General features: G+C 47.3%; 15 protein-coding genes. 10 read left to right on the top strand and 5 right to left on the bottom strand.

Annotation, left to right across the window (positions count from 1 at the left end):
* Position 1: 1 nt before the first annotated feature.
* Positions 2 to 2,188 (top strand): DUF4954 family protein, encoded by a 2,187-nt coding sequence (locus tag BC792_RS06125; protein WP_148908109.1) that lies wholly within the window; start codon positions 2 to 4, stop codon positions 2,186 to 2,188.
* Between the two features lie 57 nt (positions 2,189 to 2,245).
* Here the strand turns inward: BC792_RS06125 and BC792_RS06120 are convergent, their stop codons facing one another.
* Positions 2,246 to 3,100 carry a DUF4886 domain-containing protein gene (locus tag BC792_RS06120; RefSeq protein WP_148908108.1) on the bottom strand — a complete coding sequence of 285 codons (855 nt, stop codon included), beginning with the start codon at positions 3,098 to 3,100 and terminating at the stop codon, positions 2,246 to 2,248.
* Positions 3,101 to 3,310: 210 nt separating this feature from the next.
* Between BC792_RS06120 and BC792_RS06115 the strand changes: the two genes are divergently transcribed.
* From BC792_RS06115 to BC792_RS06105, 3 genes are all read left to right on the top strand, one after another.
* A complete protein-coding gene (locus BC792_RS06115) occupies positions 3,311 to 3,967 on the top strand; it encodes a protein-L-isoaspartate(D-aspartate) O-methyltransferase (RefSeq protein WP_148908107.1) in 657 nt (218 codons plus the stop codon).
* Between the two features lie 140 nt (positions 3,968 to 4,107).
* Complete coding sequence (locus BC792_RS06110; protein WP_148908106.1) at positions 4,108 to 5,913, top strand: MutS-related protein; 1,806 nt, start codon at positions 4,108 to 4,110, stop codon at positions 5,911 to 5,913.
* A 31-nt stretch (positions 5,914 to 5,944) separates the two neighbouring features.
* Positions 5,945 to 6,349 (top strand): acyl-CoA thioesterase, encoded by a 405-nt coding sequence (locus BC792_RS06105; RefSeq protein WP_148908105.1) that lies wholly within the window; start codon positions 5,945 to 5,947, stop codon positions 6,347 to 6,349.
* 8 nt (positions 6,350 to 6,357) lie between these two features.
* Here BC792_RS06105 and BC792_RS06100 read toward each other — a convergent pair whose 3' ends face one another.
* The 3 genes from BC792_RS06100 to BC792_RS06090 form a co-directional block, all read right to left on the bottom strand.
* On the bottom strand, positions 6,358 to 7,455 hold the full coding sequence (locus BC792_RS06100) for an NADH:flavin oxidoreductase/NADH oxidase (RefSeq protein WP_148908104.1): 1,098 nt from the start codon (positions 7,453 to 7,455) through the stop codon (positions 6,358 to 6,360).
* 111 nt (positions 7,456 to 7,566) lie between these two features.
* Positions 7,567 to 7,941, bottom strand: coding sequence for a DUF779 domain-containing protein (locus BC792_RS06095; RefSeq protein ID WP_148908103.1), 375 nt, complete (start codon positions 7,939 to 7,941; stop codon positions 7,567 to 7,569).
* A gap of 72 nt (positions 7,942 to 8,013) precedes the next feature.
* Complete coding sequence (locus BC792_RS06090; protein ID WP_148908102.1) at positions 8,014 to 9,516, bottom strand: aldehyde dehydrogenase family protein; 1,503 nt, start codon at positions 9,514 to 9,516, stop codon at positions 8,014 to 8,016.
* A gap of 230 nt (positions 9,517 to 9,746) precedes the next feature.
* On the opposite strand from BC792_RS06090, the gene BC792_RS06085 reads away from it, so the two are divergent.
* Positions 9,747 to 10,661 carry an AraC family transcriptional regulator gene (locus tag BC792_RS06085; RefSeq protein WP_148908101.1) on the top strand — a complete coding sequence of 305 codons (915 nt, stop codon included), beginning with the start codon at positions 9,747 to 9,749 and terminating at the stop codon, positions 10,659 to 10,661.
* Here BC792_RS06085 and smpB read toward each other — a convergent pair.
* Positions 10,658 to 11,113 (bottom strand): SsrA-binding protein SmpB, encoded by a 456-nt coding sequence (smpB, locus tag BC792_RS06080; protein WP_148908100.1) that lies wholly within the window; start codon positions 11,111 to 11,113, stop codon positions 10,658 to 10,660. The two genes, BC792_RS06085 and smpB, sit on opposite strands and share 4 nt — an antisense overlap.
* 353 nt (positions 11,114 to 11,466) lie before the next feature.
* Between smpB and spt the strand changes: the two genes are divergently transcribed.
* From spt to BC792_RS06055, 5 genes are read left to right on the top strand one after another with little or no spacing between them, the layout of a single operon-like run.
* On the top strand, positions 11,467 to 12,675 hold the full coding sequence (gene spt / locus BC792_RS06075) for a serine palmitoyltransferase (protein WP_148908099.1): 1,209 nt from the start codon (positions 11,467 to 11,469) through the stop codon (positions 12,673 to 12,675).
* Positions 12,676 to 12,679: 4 nt separating this feature from the next.
* Positions 12,680 to 13,801: a hypothetical protein gene (locus BC792_RS06070; protein WP_148908098.1), complete on the top strand. Its 1,122-nt coding sequence runs from the start codon at positions 12,680 to 12,682 to the stop codon at positions 13,799 to 13,801.
* Positions 13,798 to 14,793: an NAD-dependent epimerase/dehydratase family protein gene (locus BC792_RS06065; protein ID WP_148908097.1), complete on the top strand. Its 996-nt coding sequence runs from the start codon at positions 13,798 to 13,800 to the stop codon at positions 14,791 to 14,793. The genes BC792_RS06070 and BC792_RS06065 overlap by 4 nt, the downstream gene beginning before the upstream one ends.
* Positions 14,794 to 14,803: 10 nt before the next feature.
* Entirely contained in the window at positions 14,804 to 15,502 is a 699-nt protein-coding gene (locus BC792_RS06060) for a CDP-alcohol phosphatidyltransferase family protein (protein WP_148908096.1), read from the top strand.
* Complete coding sequence (locus BC792_RS06055; RefSeq protein ID WP_148908095.1) at positions 15,486 to 15,905, top strand: GtrA family protein; 420 nt, start codon at positions 15,486 to 15,488, stop codon at positions 15,903 to 15,905. Before BC792_RS06060 ends, BC792_RS06055 begins: the two co-directional genes overlap by 17 nt.
* The last annotated feature ends 1,257 nt before the right edge of the window (positions 15,906 to 17,162 follow it).

Genomic DNA, 17,162 nt, shown 5'->3' with positions numbered 1-17,162 from the left:
TATGGCGGAAATCATTAAGGAAAAACTATCGGGGCTTGGCTATCACTTCATTCCGGAGGAATATTGCCCTGCCGAAGGTGAATATGTGCAGCGGGATGTGCAGTTTCCGCGCGGGCGGCATTTCCGTCGCCTGACAGCGGCCGAAATTGCCGTGCTCGTGGAGCATCAGAATTACGCTAACAATTGGAACGACGTGCTGGTCACGGACAAATTTATCCCGCAGCAGATTCAATATTGCAAATTTTACGGGCTGGTACGTATCGGAGATATGGAAGATATCTACCTAAATTACCGCGATCTGCGGCTGCCTACAGGCGTCTACCATTCTACGATTGTCAGCTGCGACCTCGGCGATGCGGTAGCCATCCATCATGTCCGTTATATGTCGCACTTCGTTGTAGGCAATGAGGTGATGTTATCCAACGTCAACGAGATGGAGACGAGCCATAATGCAAAATTCGGAAACGGCATTTTGAAAACCGGAGATGTGGAAGAACGAAGGATAAAGCTGGAGCTCTGCAATGAAAATGGTGGACGCTCGGTATGGCCCTTCGATGGTATGCAGGCGGGCGATGTCTTCCTGTGGTCCAGAAACCGTCAGGACCACGTTTTACAGGAACGCTTTCAGGAGATGACCGATCGGCGCTATACGAAGGAACACGGATACTACAGCGAGATAGGTGACCGTTGTGTTATCAAGAATACACATACTATTAAGGATGTAAAAATCGGCAGTCACGCCTATATTAAAGGCGTCAATAAGTTAAAAAACCTAACGATAAATTCTTCCGGGGAGTCGTTTACGCAAATTGGCGAAGGATGTGAGCTTGTAAATGGGATTATCGGATACGGATGCCGTATATTTTATGGCGTAAAGGCTGTCCGTTTTATTCTTTCGTCCAATTCGCAGCTTAAATATGGAGCCCGTCTTATCAACTCGTTCTTAGGAGACAATTCAACAATTTCCTGTTGTGAGGTTCTCAATTCGCTGATCTTTCCGGCCCATGAACAGCATCATAACAACTCGTTTCTGTGTGCGGCGTTGATAAAAGGACAGAGTAATATGGCTGCAGGAGCGACGGTGGGATCTAACCACAACTCCCGCGCTGCGGACGGCGAAATCGTTGCCGGTAGAGGATTTTGGCCCGGGTTGTGTGTGAGCCTCAAGCACAATTCCCGGTTCGCGTCATACACCTTGATTGTAAAGGGCGATTTTCTTCACGAGCTCGACATAAAGTTTCCCTTTTGTCTCGTTAGTAACGAAGTGCATACCAACCGCCTTGTCATCGTGCCGGGCTATTGGTTTTTGTATAACATGTATGCGCTGATGCGGAACACGTCGAAGTTTCATGCCCGTGATAAGCGTAAGTTCAAAAATCAATATATCGAATATGATGTGCTGGCTCCCGATACGGTCAATGAGATGTTTGAAGCGCTACGGGAAATAGAGAAGGCTGTCGGAAGAGCATGCAGCTCAATAGGTGACGATGCTGATCTGCTGCTGACCGGAAAAGCCGTGCTGTTAGCAGACGGACCGCTTCCCAAAAAAGATATCTTGGTCGACAATGTGGAGTTTTCCAAAAGGGAGGTCGTTCTTGCTAAGCCGCGCGAAGCTTACCGCGTCTATATCCGCATGATCAGATACTATGCGGCCCTGCAGATTATTTCGGAACTTCAGCAAACCACGTTTGCGGAATTGGTTGGGAAAATGATTGCCCTTCCTGCCGGACGTCGGTACTTCGAAAACGTTGGCGGGCAGCTTATTCCGGAAGACAAGCTGCAGTCTCTGTTGGACGAGGTGCGCGCGGGAGCCATATCCTCTTGGGACGACATACATGCCAGCTATCATCTATGGAGCAGGGAATATCCGGCAGATAAGTTAGCCCATGCCGTGGCATCGCTGGCAGAGATCGCGGGCATACCCGTCGCTGCGTGGGATCTGGATTTCGTGAAAGAGCTTATAGGAGAGGCACTGGAAACACGTAAGTGGATTTTTAGTGAAATTGCAGCATCGCGGACAAAGGACTACCAAAACCCGTTTAAGCAAATGGTCTACAGCTCCTACGAAGAGATGGAAGAAGTTGTAGGCGCTCTGGCAGACAATGATTTCATTAACAGAGAGCGCTTAGCCTTACAGGAATTTGAGGCGACAGTGACGGGTATTCTTGCAGCTATTGATGGCCGATAGTAGCCTGAAATACGGTTCAGAGCAGAGTAACCTAACTTTAGTCCGTCAGGTACTATCTCAGTGCCTGACGGCAGAGATGCGATAGGGTTTCCTTACTGCTTTATGGGCCGCTTCTTTGGCGATTATGGCCTGTACATCGGTAACATTGTTGGGTTTGTAAGAGTTCTTGCGGACATCTTCCCCAAATATTTTCTCAAACCACGTGCAGGCGGCTGTAAAACGTCCATAATCGAGTTGCAGATGGTAGCCGTCCCGCGTATAGGTATCGCCCATGGAGCTGGTTCTTGCGTTCTGTATGGCGGTGCCGGCAGGGACGAGGTGCTCGAAGAATCCCAGCTTACTAACTTTCTTCGAGGTCTCCGCAATGGCTTTGTACATCGCTATCTGATCCCTATTATAATTTTTAAACCCTTCGTGTTGGGAGTTTTGTTGGTATGCCCATGTCTGGTGGTATACAAACCTAGGGGAAGATCCTACCTGTGTACGGACATAGGTGATAAGCTCGGGAAGGCTGGCAACGATGGTTTCATATTTGCCTGAGAGCGGGCTCGCCTGCTGGAAGCTGATATAGTCCCAGTCCTCATCAGCGAGCGCCTGTGCGATGCTGACGTTGCTCGTGGTCGTTTTCGTGCCGTCGACGGCTATTTTGCGGTAGCTGTAATGAGCGTTGTTATTTCGGACATTTTCCACATGCAGGGAAAGGGGCGCCCCCCCGATGTACAGGTTTCCGATCACCGTCTTTTTGTCAGAAGCAGCAGCCAGCTCATGTAAGTGGTTTTCGATGGCATCTTCGGAGAAGCTGTTGCCGATTGCTAATATTTTGACAATACTATCCGCAGCAGCTAACGGCACCGCATAGATGTACGCCGTATAGCATAAAAGGCTGATCAATAATAAAAGTAATTTCTTCATAGCGCTGTTCCTATTTGGATGTGATCATTCCAAGAGACTTACCCAAAATTCCCCCGAGGAGGAAGAAAGCCTGGCGGGAGAACACACGGTCAAGTCAAAAATCATCAGCTACGAAGATAACGAAACGGCCCAACTTATACCGCCTTGACCTTAAACATTTTGCACTTTATTACGGTAAATATGCAGTAACAATGGTATTTTTGAGGTATAATGGCATATAAGTTTGTAGATAATTATCGGGAGAAGGGTGCTCGTAAGCAACTCGTAAAGACCTTGGAAAAACGGGGTATAGAAGATAAGCGGGTGTTACAGGCAATAGGAAAGGTGCCCAGACATTTTTTCTTCGATGAGACCTTTTGGAATCAGGCTTACCGCGATATCGCATTTCCGATAGGAGACGGGCAGACTATATCCCAGCCTTATACCGTAGCGTACCAGTCCGAGCTGCTACATGTAAAAAAAGGGGATAAAGTGTTGGAGATCGGGACGGGTTCGGGCTATCAAACGTGTATTTTATTGGAACTTGGTGCAGAAGTCTATACAATTGAACGTCAGGAAAACCTATACCACAGGACTATACAGGTGCTGCCCTATATGGGTTATAAACCGCACTTTTTTCTAGGCGACGGCTCCCGCGGGATACCTGAACATGCGCCCTACGATAAGATTATCGTCACGGCGGGCGCTCCGTTTGTGCCGGAAATTATGTTGAAACAACTTAAATACGGAGGTCTCCTCGTAATTCCGGTCGGCGACGAGAAGTCGCAAAAGATGGTTACTATTCTCCGTGTCGGGGAAAACGATTTCGAGCGGATTGAGCTTGATACGTTCCGCTTTGTTCCGCTGGTGGGCGATCAAGCCTGGTAAGCGCATAGGAAGAGAACTGTAAACGCCAGCGCCCGTATCTTCCGCCAAAGGGATTTTGCATGCCTAATCTTTTTTTGATGAATCTCCGGTTTTGTGTTTTTTCCTGCACCCAAAGCGGATGAAAGTTTTATTTTTATGGCATGATCTATCAACATTATCAGACAAATATCGAGCAGGCACAACGGGAAATACAGCGGCTAAATAAGGCTGTTAACCAAAACAGCTTTGCGCGGCTGTTTGTCATTCTAGGAGGCGGCGCACTGCTGTTTTATACCTTCTCGTCGAATAGCGTATTACTGGTTATAGGGGTAATACTGGCCATCGTGCTTTTGTTTGCCTATTTGGTTCGCCGGCAAAGCCTGCTGGAAAAGCAACGGGATCATCAGCAGGCGTATCTCCTGATCAACGAAAATGAAATACAGCTCAAGGAACAGCGGAACACGATGTATGACGACGGTGGAAAATTCGAAGATGGAAGGCATCCTTATAGTGCGGATCTCGATATTTTTGGTCAGTTTTCCCTGTTTTCGTTGGTAAACCGGTGTGCTACGAAGCTGGGGGTGGATATCCTCGCAGGCTGGTTTCAGAAGGCTGCGCCCAAAGAGACGATCAGGAGACGACAGGCTGCCGTCGCGGAACTGGCCGAAGATATACACTGGAGTCAGGCGTTTCAGTCGAAGCTCGTGTTCAACCTTCAACAGCAAACGGAGGTGAAATCCTATCTGGCCCGCTACTTTCGGGGTTCTGGCCTTACGTTCGGGAATGCTGCGATGAAGTACTATGTTCAGGCCGCTCCGTTTTTACTCCTGGCGGCCGTTCTGTTTTCCTTACTCGTATTTCCCATATGGTCCTGGATCGCTATGCTGGCCCTGGCTCATCTATGCTGGACTCTTGCTATGGCGGGTAAAGTCAGTCATTTTTCCAGCAAGATCGACAAGGTGGGACAGATGCTGGCAGCTTACGCCGAGGGGCTGGTGTTGATCGAAGACCGGAAATTTACAGCCGCGGAAAATATCCGGCTACAGAAGCAGTTGTTTATTGCCGACCGACCGCTTTCTGACGCTTTCCGGGAGCTGTCAAAGTTGATAAACAACCTCGACGCCCGTAACAACATGTTGGTCGGCGCCGTTTTGAATATGATCTTTCTTTGGGACTTTAAGTATGTTCTGAAGATTGTGCGTTGGAAATCTCTATATGAGGAAAATATTCTTATAGCCTTCGACATCATTGCCTCTTTTGAAAGCCTAAATTCACTGGCCATATTAAAGCGTAATCATCCTTCATGGGCAACCCCTGCGATCGCAGAAGATCCCTTAGCCGATTCCCTCACGGCGCAGGAAATTGTCCACCCCTTGATAGCAGCCGGACTGCCCGTGTCAAACAGCTATAGTAATGAAGATCACGACATAGCCCTGATAACGGGGTCGAATATGGCGGGGAAGAGCACCTTTTTAAGGACCATCGGCATAAACGCGGTTCTCGCCTATGCGGGAGGGGTTGTATGTGCAAAGGTCTTTCAGTTGCCTATTTACCGCTTAATCTCCTACATGCGTATTAAAGACTCATTGAACGAAAGCACGTCTACGTTCAAAGCCGAACTCGACCGCATGAAGTTTATTCTGGATACAGTGGAACGCCATCCCGACAGCTTCTTTCTAATTGATGAGATGCTGCGGGGCACGAACTCGGTGGACAAATACCTCGGATCAAGGGCTATTATACGCAAGCTGCTCCAAATGGAAGGACGTGGGATGGTCGCTACGCACGACCTCCAGCTGGCGTCGCTCGAAGAGGAAAACCCGGGGAAGTTGCGGAACTTTCACTTCGATATCCAGGTCGTAGAAGGCGAGATGCTGTTTGACTACAAACTGAAAGAAGGACGGTGCACCATATTCAATGCTTCGTTGCTTCTAAAAGGTATCGGCGTGGATGTCGAGACGACCTAAAATACTTACTTTTGCAGAAACTATTTAAAATATGACATTAGAAGAGCGGATCAATCAATCAGAGACGCGGGTTTGCACGACGGTTTTCCCCTTTCTTACCAACCACCACGACACCCTTTTCGGAGGCAAGGCGATGGCCATTATGGATGAGGTGTCGTTCATGGCGGCGACCCGTTTCTGCCGTAAACGACTGGTAACCGTATCAACAGACCGTATAGACTTTGAGAAGGCTATTCCCTCGGGCAGTATCATCGAGGCCGTTGCGAGGGTTCATAGTGTGGGCCGCACTAGCGTGAAAGTTAAAGTGGAGATCTTCCTGGAAAAGATGTATGACGAAGGGCGGGAGCTAGCCATTCAGGGAATGTTCACATTTGTGGCGTTAGATGCGCATAAAAAGCCAATCCCTGTTCTTGAAGGATTGGCTATCGAAGGCTAGACCCAGCGCTATTCCGATGTAAAGCGTTGCACAGAGGTGATCGTTTTCTCTGCCCTGCTGTATTGTGGCGCCCAGTCAAGGGATACCCCCAGTTCGCGGGCGGAATGATATACAAAGTGCGGGTCATCGAGAAAGGCCCGTCCAATGAGGGTGAAATCGGCTTGTCCATCTGCTATAATATTTTCTGCTTGTCTCGCGGAGGTAATGATGCCCACGGTACCGGTTGTGACACCGGTTTCCCGTCTAATAGCTTCGGCAAACGGCACTTGGTAGTTCGGTTCGACAGGTATCACCTGATGTTTTACGGCACCGCCGGAAGACACGTCAATAACGTCAACGCCTTTGTCTTTCAGTGTTTTCGCCAAGGCTATGCTCTGTGCGAGGTCCCAGCCCCCTTCTGCCCAATCTGTTGCCGATATACGCACCCAGAGAGACCCCTCCGAAACCACGGGCCGCACGACATCAACGATTGCCAGCAAAAAGCGGATACGGTTTTCAAAACTACCTCCAAATGCATCGGTCCGCGTATTGGTTAGTGGCGATAGAAATTGATGGATGAGGTAGCCGTGGGCTGCGTGTATCTCAATAATCTGATAGCCTGCCTCTATCGCCCGTTGTGCAGCCTTCCGGAAGTCTTCTATCAGTCTGTTTATGTCCGCATCGCTGAGCGGCACAGGCGTCATGTCGTCATCCTGAAAAGGAAGAGGCGAAGGGGCCACTGTCTGCCAGCCATTGGGGTGCTGGGACGACAGCTGTCCTCGGCCAGCCCACGGCCTGTTATCACTGGCTTTACGTCCGGCGTGAGCGAGCTGGATGCCGGGAATGCTTCCCTGCGATTTGATGAACGATGTGATCTGTCGGTACTTCTCAATGTGCTCATCTTTCCATATCCCTAGGTCCCAAAAGGATATACGCCCTTCCGGTGATATGGCGGTAGCCTCCTGAATGATAGCGGCTGCTTTGCCGATGGCAAACTGACCAAGGTGTACGAGATGCCAGTCGGTGGCGAATCCGTCTTCTGATGAATATTGACACATAGGAGATACCACGATCCTGTTCGGCAGGACGATGTTTCGTAAGGTGAGTTGACTGAATAATTTGCTCATGTATACTTTTTAATGAAGGTACAGTTTATTCCACTTTATTTGGAGGGTTTCGTGAGGTTTCTTACCCGGTCTCAGATAAGAACGATTGTCATTCCACGGGCGCCGGGGGTGTCAATCCATGCGCTCCACAGGAGCTAGATCCCGCAGCTCCTCGTCGGAGAAAAGCCGGTAATGAATCTTAAATGTCTTTCCCAAGGGCGATTCCAGAGAAAAGCCTCCGGGGCCGAATCCGTCGACGACATCCAGCGTAAAATGTGCATGTTTCCAATATTCAAAAAGGTCGCGGTCTACCCAAAATTCGTACCCTTCCACGCGACCAATCAAAGCGTCGTTCATACGCGGATAGAATGAGCCTTTTTCGAAGCATTGTGGCTGTGTGCCTTCACAGCAGCCGCCCGCCTGATAAAACAGAAGGTCGCCATGTTTTTCCGCTAACCCGCGGATCAGTGCGCTTGCTTTTTCCGTTACGGATAATCGTTGTGTCATGATTTGCATGGATAAAAAATGGGATTATCACTTGCCTAATAACCCCATTTTTGGACATATAGTTTGTGCTGTTTAGAAAAATCCCAATTTTGCCTTGTTGTAGGAAATCAGCATGTTTTTTGTTTGCCTATAGTGGTCGAGCATCATTTTATGATTTTCGCGGCCGATGCCCGACTGCTTGTATCCACCGAAGGGTGCACCTGCCGGGTAGGCGTGGTACTGATTGACCCAGACGCGGCCGGCTTGTATCGCACGCGGCACCTGATAGAGCTGGTGAGCATCTCTAGTCCACACACCGGCTCCAAGGCCATAGATGGTGTCATTTGCCAAAGCGATGGCTTCCTCCTCATCTTTAAAAGTTGTGACGGCCAATACCGGACCAAAAATCTCCTCCTGGAAGATCCGCATTTTATTGTTCCCTTTGAAAAGCGTAGGTTGTATGTAGTAACCACCGGCTAGATCTCCGTCCAGCTGATTTTCATCACCGCCCGTCAATACTTCTGCCCCCTCTTCTTTGCCCAAGCGGATATAAGACATGATCTTGTCTTTCTGTATTTTAGAGGCCTGGGCCCCCATCATCGTTTCGGGATCCAACGGATCGCCCACTTTTATCTGGTTTACGCGGTCGATAACACGGGCGATAAAGCTGTCATAGATGTCTTCCTGGATCAGAAGACGGGACGGGCACGTGCAGATTTCACCCTGATTCAGGGCGAATAATACCGCTCCTTCGATGGCTTTATCTAGAAAGTCGTCATCATAGTCCATGACGGAACTGAAGAAGATGTTGGGCGATTTTCCGCCGAGTTCCAGCGTTACGGGGATGATGTTTTCAGTCGCATATTGCATGACCATCCTTCCGGTAGCAGTTGAACCCGTGAAGGCGGCTTTGGCAACTTTTGGGTTGGTGACCAACGCCCGTCCGAGCTCGGATCCAAAGCCGTTTACGATATTGACTACGCCGGGAGGAATGAGGTCGCCGATGATTTCCATGAGGACCATGATAGACGTCGGCGTACTTTCGGCAGGTTTCAGTACCACGCAATTTCCGGCGGCAAGCGCGGGAGCCAGTTTCCATACCGCCATCAGGATGGGAAAGTTCCACGGTATAATCTGCGCAACAACGCCGATTGGCTCATGTACGATGATTGAAACGGTACTCTTGTCGAGCTCGTTGATAGATCCTTCTTCGGCCCGGATGACGCCTGCAAAATAGCGGAAATGATCTATAGCCAGGGGGATGTCGGCTAGGAGCGTCTCGCGGATAGCCTTTCCGTTATCTATGGTTTCTACAGCTGCAATGTACTCCAGATTTTCTTCAATGCGGTCGGCGATGCGGTTGAGCATGATGCTTCGCTCGGTAGGCGATGTTTTTCCGAATACTTCAAAGGCTTTGACGGCAGCGTCGATGGCAAGTTCAATATCTTCTTTTGTGGAATGAGCCACCTGTGTGAAGACCTTCCCATCCACCGGAGAGACGTTATCAAAGTATTTGCCAAGGGTAGGGGCAACGAATTTGCCACCTATGTAATTGTCATAACGTTCCTTAAACGTCGGTTTTTTAATTGCACTCATGTTACTTATACTTTTAAAGTGTTGTTAGCTTGATCAAATTTAAACGCTCCCGCGTGTTTTGGATAGCATTTTTGCATCAAACACTAGCACAATCCGGCCATGTCAGATCCCGTGCCATCGTGACGGCATAAGAGGACGGCAGCAGACGGCTAAGCGCTTGATGACGATGCGCTGAATTTGCAGATGACCGCGGATTTATGTAAATTTGATAGGATCAGATAGGAGGTCGTATGCGTAATACTAACCAATTAAATGTTCTGCCTTTCTCGAAAAAGCAGGAGTTGAATACCCTGGTTGAAAACAGGAGAGCTTACACAATGTCGAGTTTTGAACTTAGTATCTTCGAAACATACGAAACGTCCTCATTAGTGCCCCTGCAGTTTGCCGAGCTCGTTATCATTAATATGATTAGGGGTAAGAAGGTGATGCATCTCCAACAAAGGCCTTCATTCGATTATTATCCGGGAGCCACATTGCTGTTACCCGAAGGTACGAGGATGCAGATTGATTTTCCGGATGCAAACATAGATGCTCCGACGCAGTGCACGGCCATCACGGTGGATGCCGATAAAATCGTCGAAGTGGTGAATTACCTCAACGAATTTTACCCGCAGACGGAGCGTGCCATGCGATGGTCCTTTCAGCTGGATAAATTTCATTTTAGCAACAACGAAGAGTTAACGCGGCTGATCAACCGCCTTTTTCAGATAAGCCTCAGCGGCGATCAGCACAAGGACGCCCTTGCAGATTTGGTGCTCAAGGAACTTATGATCCGGATTATGCAAATGCAGGGACTGCTGGTGCTGTCGGAATCGGCGGAGCGTAATAGCAGTATTTTCACGGCTCTTAGGCACTATATCAAGGAGAATATCGCAGAAAAGCTCTCGATAGATCAGCTATCCCGACAGGCGGGGATGAGCAAGAGTACGCTTTCGCGTGCATTTAGAGAGCGGTTTAATGTCAGCCCGATGGAGTTTGTGATCAGGGAAAGACTAGCATATGCGAAAAAGCTTCTCCGCGCCACCAAAAGCGTAAAAGAAGCCTGTTTTTCTTCCGGTTTCTCCGATGTCAATTATTTTATTCGGCTTTTTAAGCAACGGGAAGGTGTCACGCCGGGCCAATATATTGCCCGGATAGGTTACTAGCGTTTCATGACGCGTTCAAGTTCACGCTTGCTTTCGCGTTCTTTGATTGTCTCCCGTTTGTCGAAATCCTTCTTTCCTTGGGCCAACGCTATCTCGACTTTCGCAAATCCTCTTTCATTGATAAAAATACGCAACGGCACGATGGTAAAGCCTTTTTCCTCGCCTTTCTCTTTCAGTTTTTTTAGTTCTTTTTTAGTAAGCAGAAGCTGCCGGTCCCGTTTAGCTTCATGGTTATAAAACGAGCCAAAGGAATACTCGGCAATGTGCATATTGCGGATATACAGTCCGTCGTCAAAAAATGAACAAAAACTGTCATTTATGGTAGCTTTACCCTCGCGGATGGACTTGATTTCAGTCCCTAATAGGCATATCCCTGCTACGTACCGATCAAGGAGATGATATTCAAAAGATGCCCGTTTATTTTTTATGTTTACGTTCGCTGCGATGCCCATTGTTAAAACAGTTTAACAGCAAAAATAACGATTTTGTTCTTTTGCAGAACTTTTAATCTGAAACTATTGGTAATCTCTTAACAATAATTTAATTTTATGATATTCATATGGTTTTTAAATGCTGTTAAATCGGCGAAGTTTTGTATGTTTGCACCGGTTTTTTTTAGGCTGAAAAGTATACAAAACGAGTTTTAATAGCTGTAGATTAAATTTTTAGTTGCCTGCTTTTAAAAATGAGAGAATTGTATATTTTTATTTATAATTTTATTTTTGACGATTGATACAATAAAGTCAAAAAGTAGATTAGCTTACTTTATAGAAATTATATCACATTAAATAGAAATACCTACAGCATGAGTAAGGGAAAGTTAAGTGAAAGAACAGCTAGATTCCTGCAGAGCGAACTAGAGCCAATCAAGGCTAACAACCTATATGCTTATTTCAGGCCAATTCAGTCTAAGCAAGATACGGAGGTTTTGATTGACGGTAAGCGCGTGTTGATGTTCGGATCGAACTCGTATTTGGGGTTAACTACGGACAAAAGGATTATCGAGGCAGCGCAGGACGCGTTGGCGAAATACGGAACTGGCTGTGCTGGATCCCGCTTCTTAAACGGGACGTTGGATATTCACGTAGAGCTAGAAGAGCGATTGGCGGATTATGTAGGTAAAGAAGCCGCGATTTTGTTCAGTACGGGATTCCAATCCAATTTAGGGCCGCTATCCTGTTTAACGGGGCGTAACGATTACATCCTGTTGGACGAGCGGAATCATGCTTCTATTATTGACGGCAGCCGCTTGTCGTTTTCAAAAGTGGTCAAATATGCACACAATGATATGGAAGATCTTCGTGCCAAAATAGCACGTCTTCCAGAGGATAGTCTAAAACTAATTGCTACAGACGGAATTTTCAGTATGGAGGGCGATATTGTCAAACTTCCAGAGCTGGTTCAGATAGCGGAAGAGTTCGACGCTGCAATTTTATGTGACGACGCCCACAGTTTGGGTGTAATCGGCGATAAGGGAGCGGGTACCTCTTCTCATTTCGGGCTAACCGATCAGGTAGATCTGATTATGGGTACTTTTTCGAAGTCGTTGGCATCATTAGGCGGTTTCGTCGCTTCTGATGCACAAACCATTGAGTACCTTAAACATCGTGCACGTTCTTTGATGTTCAGTGCAAGCATGACGCCCGCTTCGGTGGCTTCAACTTTAAAGGCTTTGGATATTATCCAAACCGAGCCTGAGCACATTGAGCGACTGTGGGCGAATACAAATTATGCTAAAAAATTATTGCTGGAGGCAGGTTTTGATCTCGGTTCAACGGAAAGTCCTATTCTTCCTGTTTTTGTACGGAATAATGATAAGACATATTATGTTACGAAGATGCTGCAGGATAATGGTGTATTTGTAAACCCTGTCGTTGCTCCAGCCGTACCTGCCGAAGAATCTTTAATTCGCTTCTCATTAATGGCCACGCATACGTTTGATCAAATCGATGAGGCCGTAGAAAAGATGGCTAAGGTATTTAAAACGCTGGAAGTGGAATCTTTTATGAACTAGTAAGATGGTAGAGATCATACCCGTACAGTCGAAGAGACAACTAGCTGCATTCATTGATCTGCCACATGACTTGTATGCAAATGATCCAAATTATGTTCCGGAACTGTTTTTAGGGCAACAAGATCTGTTGTCTGCCAATAAACACCCGTTTTACAAACACTCTTCCGCGCAGGCGTTTTTAGCTTATAAGGAGGGAAAATTGGTAGGACGTGTTTTGGCGATCTGGAATACAAACCACAATACCTTTAACAATGTCTCAGAGGGACAATTCGGATTCTTTGAGTGTATCAACGATCAAGAAGTGGCCGATACCCTGTTGGACACCGCTGCAGATTGGGTTAAAGCGCAGGGCGGCAACCTGATGGTAGGGCCAATCAATCTGACAACAAACGATACGTGCGGTCTGCTTGTCGAAGGCTTTAACCGCCCTCCCATGGCTATGATGCCCTATAATCCTCCGTATTATGCAGATTTAATAACCAATGCAGGCTATCAAAAGAAAGTAGACTTACGGGCCTACCTGGTCACCAAGGCGACCGCTAGCCGTAGATCCGTCATGTTGTTGGATAAGTTGGAGGAACGCCTAAAGCGTTCCGGCATTGTTCTGAGGCAGATTAACCTCAAAGATTTTGCTGGCGAGGCAGAAAAAATCAAACGGGTCTATAACAAAGCTTGGGATAAAAACCTTGGTTTTGTCCCCATGACAGACGACGAATTTAGGCATACCGCGAAGGATCTGAAAATGATTTTAGACCCTAAGTATTGTATAGTCGCAGAGAAAGACAATGAAATTATCGGGTTTGCGTTGGGTATCCCGAACATTAATGAAGTCCTTATCCAAATTAAGCGGGGGCGGCTGTTGCCGTTCGGGATCTTCAAACTGTTGTTCGGTTTGAAGAAAATCAAAACGATCCGTGTGTTGATGTTAGGCGTATTGGAGGGCTACCGCAAACTCGGAATCGAGGCCTGCCTATATGGGCGTATCATCAAAAATGCGATACCGTCCGGTATCGAAGCAGCAGAGTGCTCTTGGATGCTGGACCATAATTATATGATGAACCACGCCATTGAGCAGATTAACGCAGAGTTCTACAAGCGTTACCGCTTGTACGAGAAGGCGCTATGAAAAAGAAGATTTTAGTTACGGGAGCAAGTGGCTTTGTCGGGTCTCATTTTGTTGAGGCCGCTTCCGCAGCGGGCTACGAAGTACATGCTTTGGTCCGGAAATCGAGCCAGATAGATGGCATATCTACCTTTGTTGCCAAGTTTTTATATCCGGATCTGGAAGACGGGATGACACTATCGGGGCTATTCCATGAAGAGCATTACGAATTTGTCGTCCATGCGGCGGCTTTGACCAAAGCAAAAACACAGGAGCAGATGATGGCTGTCAATGTAGGAGTCACAGAACGCTTGATCGAAGCAGCCTTTCAGTCTCCATATCCCCCTAAGCGTTTCGTATTCGTAAGTAGCCTCGCAGCGATCGGGCCACTGCAGTATGGCGAAGGGCTGATCACGGAAGATACCGCATACAATCCGGTAACAATTTACGGGAAAAGTAAACAGGCTGCCGAGGAGATGTTAAGCCGTCGATTTCCAGACAAACCGATTACAGTGGTTCGTCCCACCGCTGTTTATGGACCACGTGAAAAAGATCTATTTATTCTATTCAATACAATGTACAAGGGGTTGGACGCCTATATTGGAAAGGCGCCGCAAAATCTTACATTTGTATACGTCCGGGACTTGGTCAACTTGCTGCTTCTGGCCTGTGAACGGCCGCAGCACGGTATGACCGTTTTTAACATAACGGATGGTAATATATATTCGCGGTATGACATGGCCGACATCTTTAAAAGATTGTTCCGCCGGAGGCTTTTCCGTGTGCATGTGCCGCTCGTATTGGTTGAAAAGGTGGCAAAGTTTTCGCAATGGCTGTACCGGAAATCAGAGAAGACGCCGGTTATTTATCCGGAACGTCTGAGGGAGCTGACCGCCCAGAATTGGGGATGCGACATTTCAAAAGCAAAAAGTGAATTAGGTTATAAGCCAGCGTACGACTTGGAAAGAGGATTGCACGAGAGCCTGCTTTGGTATAAAGACAACAACTGGTTTTAAGAACAGACACATGAGTCAAGAAATAAACAAAAAGCTTTTCCAGGATAGGAAAAGGACAAACATATTGAGCTCCCCGGAGCAGAAACTGATATCTTATCTGGTTCCCCGTATTCCGGGTTGGATATCTTCGGACGGCCTTACAGCGATCGGCTTCCTGGGATCTGCGATAATCTTAGGCAGCTTTCTGTTAGGGGAATACGTCTACCGCCCATTGTTGTTATTGGGGATCTTCGGTTTTTTTGTACAATGGTTCGGAGATTCTTTAGATGGCCGTATAGCTTTCTATAGAAATAAATCGCGGAAATGGTATGGTTTTGCCCTGGATATTGTGATGGATTGGATTAGTACGGTGATGATTGGTTTGGGTTATGTCTTCTATGCTCCCGGTGATTTTAAGTACTCCGGTTTTGCTTTGGTCTCGCTGTATGGGTGGGCAATGATCATTTCACAGCTGCGTTATCGTATTACCGACAAATATACGATAGATGCAGGCCTTCTCGGACCTACCGAGATCCGCGTAATTATATGTGCAGTCTTGTTGCTCGAGGTTGTTTTCCCCGGAAGTATAAATTATCTCGTGATAGTAATTTGCGTCGTCTTGTTTATTATCAATTGGGTTGATACCAAAAAGCTGTTGCACTTGGGTGACCTAAAAGATTGGGAGGAAAAGAAAAGCAAGGAGGTTCCTGCTCATGAAACAAAACGATAGGGGACTTCGGCAGGATTTTTTTCTTTCTTTCGGCAAGGCGCAGATCTCTGCTTTTATTGGAGGCCTGTCGGACTTTGCAATTTATACATTTTGCCTCCAGGTCTTTGGGTTTTCCGCTCATGGTTCTAATATAGTTAGTGGCTCTCTCGGGGCCATTGTTAATTTTTTAATCAACCGCTATTGGGCATTCGACAGCCGCACAACACCGATAGGAAATCAGTTGTTTAGGTTTATAGTCGTCGTAGTAGGAAGCATTACGCTGAAGTCTACGGGCATTTATTTTTTAGTGGATTACCTGTTTTTGAATCCGTTCTATTCGAAGATCGTAGTCGAATTGCTTGTTTCACTTTGCTTCAACTTTGTCTTACAAAAATATTGGGTTTTTAGAAAGCGATCCGCGTGAAGCTGTAAAGTCGTTAATCCGTAAAGATGTAAGTCGTGCCCGGTGGAGATCAGCCTTCGGTACATGGCCGGTCCACGTGCGGGGCAGAAGCCAGTCAGCGGTAAGAATAATAGAGGTTTAAATGAGGGCTTATAGAGGGTTGATAGAGGGTTTATAGAGGTAAAACTCTGTATACCCTCTGTTTTCCCTTAAGGAAGACTGTTGCACGACAGCAGGAAAGGCGCCGCAGGGGCGTCGTATGTGCGAAGCTATAGCATGGCTCATAGCTTTATGGCTCACAGCTTATGGTTTATATGACTTATGGCCATTAGCCATCCGCCATCCACTTTCGGCTTATATGATTTATGCCATTAGCCATCTGCCATCTGCTATCTGCCATTAGCCATCCGCCATAAGCCATCTGCTATCCGCTATTAGCGTCGGAAAGGACAGGCATCGGTTCGACTGCGTCAGCGGGCCGCCATAATAGCCGTTAAGAACCGTTCCTTGTCTGAACGAAGTGAGTTTGGAACGGTTTAGGCTAGGATAAGGCACGGTAGCATCAAGAACCTCGGCCGAAGGACCTTGTTTACTTGGGTCCCTCCAAGTAAAACCCCGCCCCGGGTTGAGGGGCTATAAAGAAGTGAGAAATCAGAAGTGAGAAGTGAAAAGTCAGAAATCTCACTCATCTAACTTCACCTCACGACTTTACAAATCAACAACTTTACGGTTTATAGCCACTTGCCATCCGCCATCTGCCATCTGCCATCCGCCATCTGCTATCTGCCATCAGCCATCAGCCATCTGCTATCTGCCATCTGCTATCTGCCATCTGCTATCTGCCATCTGCCATCTGCTATCTGCCATCTGCCATCTGCTATCTGCCATCTGCCCTCCGCTTTTGGCTTATAGACTATAGCCATCCACTACCAGCCATCCGCTATCTGCCATCAGCCATCTGCCATCCGCCATCTGCCATCAGCCATCAGCCGGCTTAAAAATATCGTTCAGGTTTACAGGGGTTTGCGGTTTTTGGGCCGGAAAAAGGGGCACAGGACTTGCACGGCGGTGTATAAAGTTCTATCTTTGCACCACTCCGCGAGGGAGGGACAGCACTGAAAGGCAGAAAAAGGGGGTCGGAAGGGGGATACCGTAAGGGGTTCCGCCGGCAGGAAGGGGAAGTAGGAAATTATTTTAAAATAAATTTTGCGGAAACGGAAAAACCTTTTACCTTTGCAGTCCCGAACGGAATCGGGGAAAACAGAAAAGATAGTAATT

The sequence above is a fragment of the Sphingobacterium allocomposti genome (assembly GCF_008124885.1).
GTDB lineage: Bacteria > Bacteroidota > Bacteroidia > Sphingobacteriales > Sphingobacteriaceae > Sphingobacterium > Sphingobacterium allocomposti.
The sequence above is the reverse complement of the archived record's forward strand: the minus strand, read 5'-3'. Positions and strand labels throughout refer to the sequence as shown.

Coding starts and splice junctions, on each gene's coding strand:
- spt (WP_148908099.1), top strand. CDS start 11,467: ATGAGTAAGGGAAAGTTAAGTGAAAGAACAGCTAGATTCCTGCAGAGC.
- BC792_RS06060 (WP_148908096.1), top strand. CDS start 14,804: ATGAGTCAAGAAATAAACAAAAAGCTTTTCCAGGATAGGAAAAGGACA.
- BC792_RS06115 (WP_148908107.1), top strand. CDS start 3,311: ATGGCATATAAGTTTGTAGATAATTATCGGGAGAAGGGTGCTCGTAAG.
- BC792_RS06100 (WP_148908104.1), bottom strand. CDS start 7,455: ATGAGCAAATTATTCAGTCAACTCACCTTACGAAACATCGTCCTGCCG.
- BC792_RS06085 (WP_148908101.1), top strand. CDS start 9,747: ATGCGTAATACTAACCAATTAAATGTTCTGCCTTTCTCGAAAAAGCAG.
- BC792_RS06095 (WP_148908103.1), bottom strand. CDS start 7,941: ATGACACAACGATTATCCGTAACGGAAAAAGCAAGCGCACTGATCCGC.
- BC792_RS06105 (WP_148908105.1), top strand. CDS start 5,945: ATGACATTAGAAGAGCGGATCAATCAATCAGAGACGCGGGTTTGCACG.
- BC792_RS06070 (WP_148908098.1), top strand. CDS start 12,680: ATGGTAGAGATCATACCCGTACAGTCGAAGAGACAACTAGCTGCATTC.
- BC792_RS06055 (WP_148908095.1), top strand. CDS start 15,486: ATGAAACAAAACGATAGGGGACTTCGGCAGGATTTTTTTCTTTCTTTC.
- BC792_RS06120 (WP_148908108.1), bottom strand. CDS start 3,100: ATGAAGAAATTACTTTTATTATTGATCAGCCTTTTATGCTATACGGCG.
- BC792_RS06065 (WP_148908097.1), top strand. CDS start 13,798: ATGAAAAAGAAGATTTTAGTTACGGGAGCAAGTGGCTTTGTCGGGTCT.
- smpB (WP_148908100.1), bottom strand. CDS start 11,113: ATGGGCATCGCAGCGAACGTAAACATAAAAAATAAACGGGCATCTTTT.
- BC792_RS06125 (WP_148908109.1), top strand. CDS start 2: ATGGCGGAAATCATTAAGGAAAAACTATCGGGGCTTGGCTATCACTTC.
- BC792_RS06110 (WP_148908106.1), top strand. CDS start 4,108: ATGATCTATCAACATTATCAGACAAATATCGAGCAGGCACAACGGGAA.
- BC792_RS06090 (WP_148908102.1), bottom strand. CDS start 9,516: ATGAGTGCAATTAAAAAACCGACGTTTAAGGAACGTTATGACAATTAC.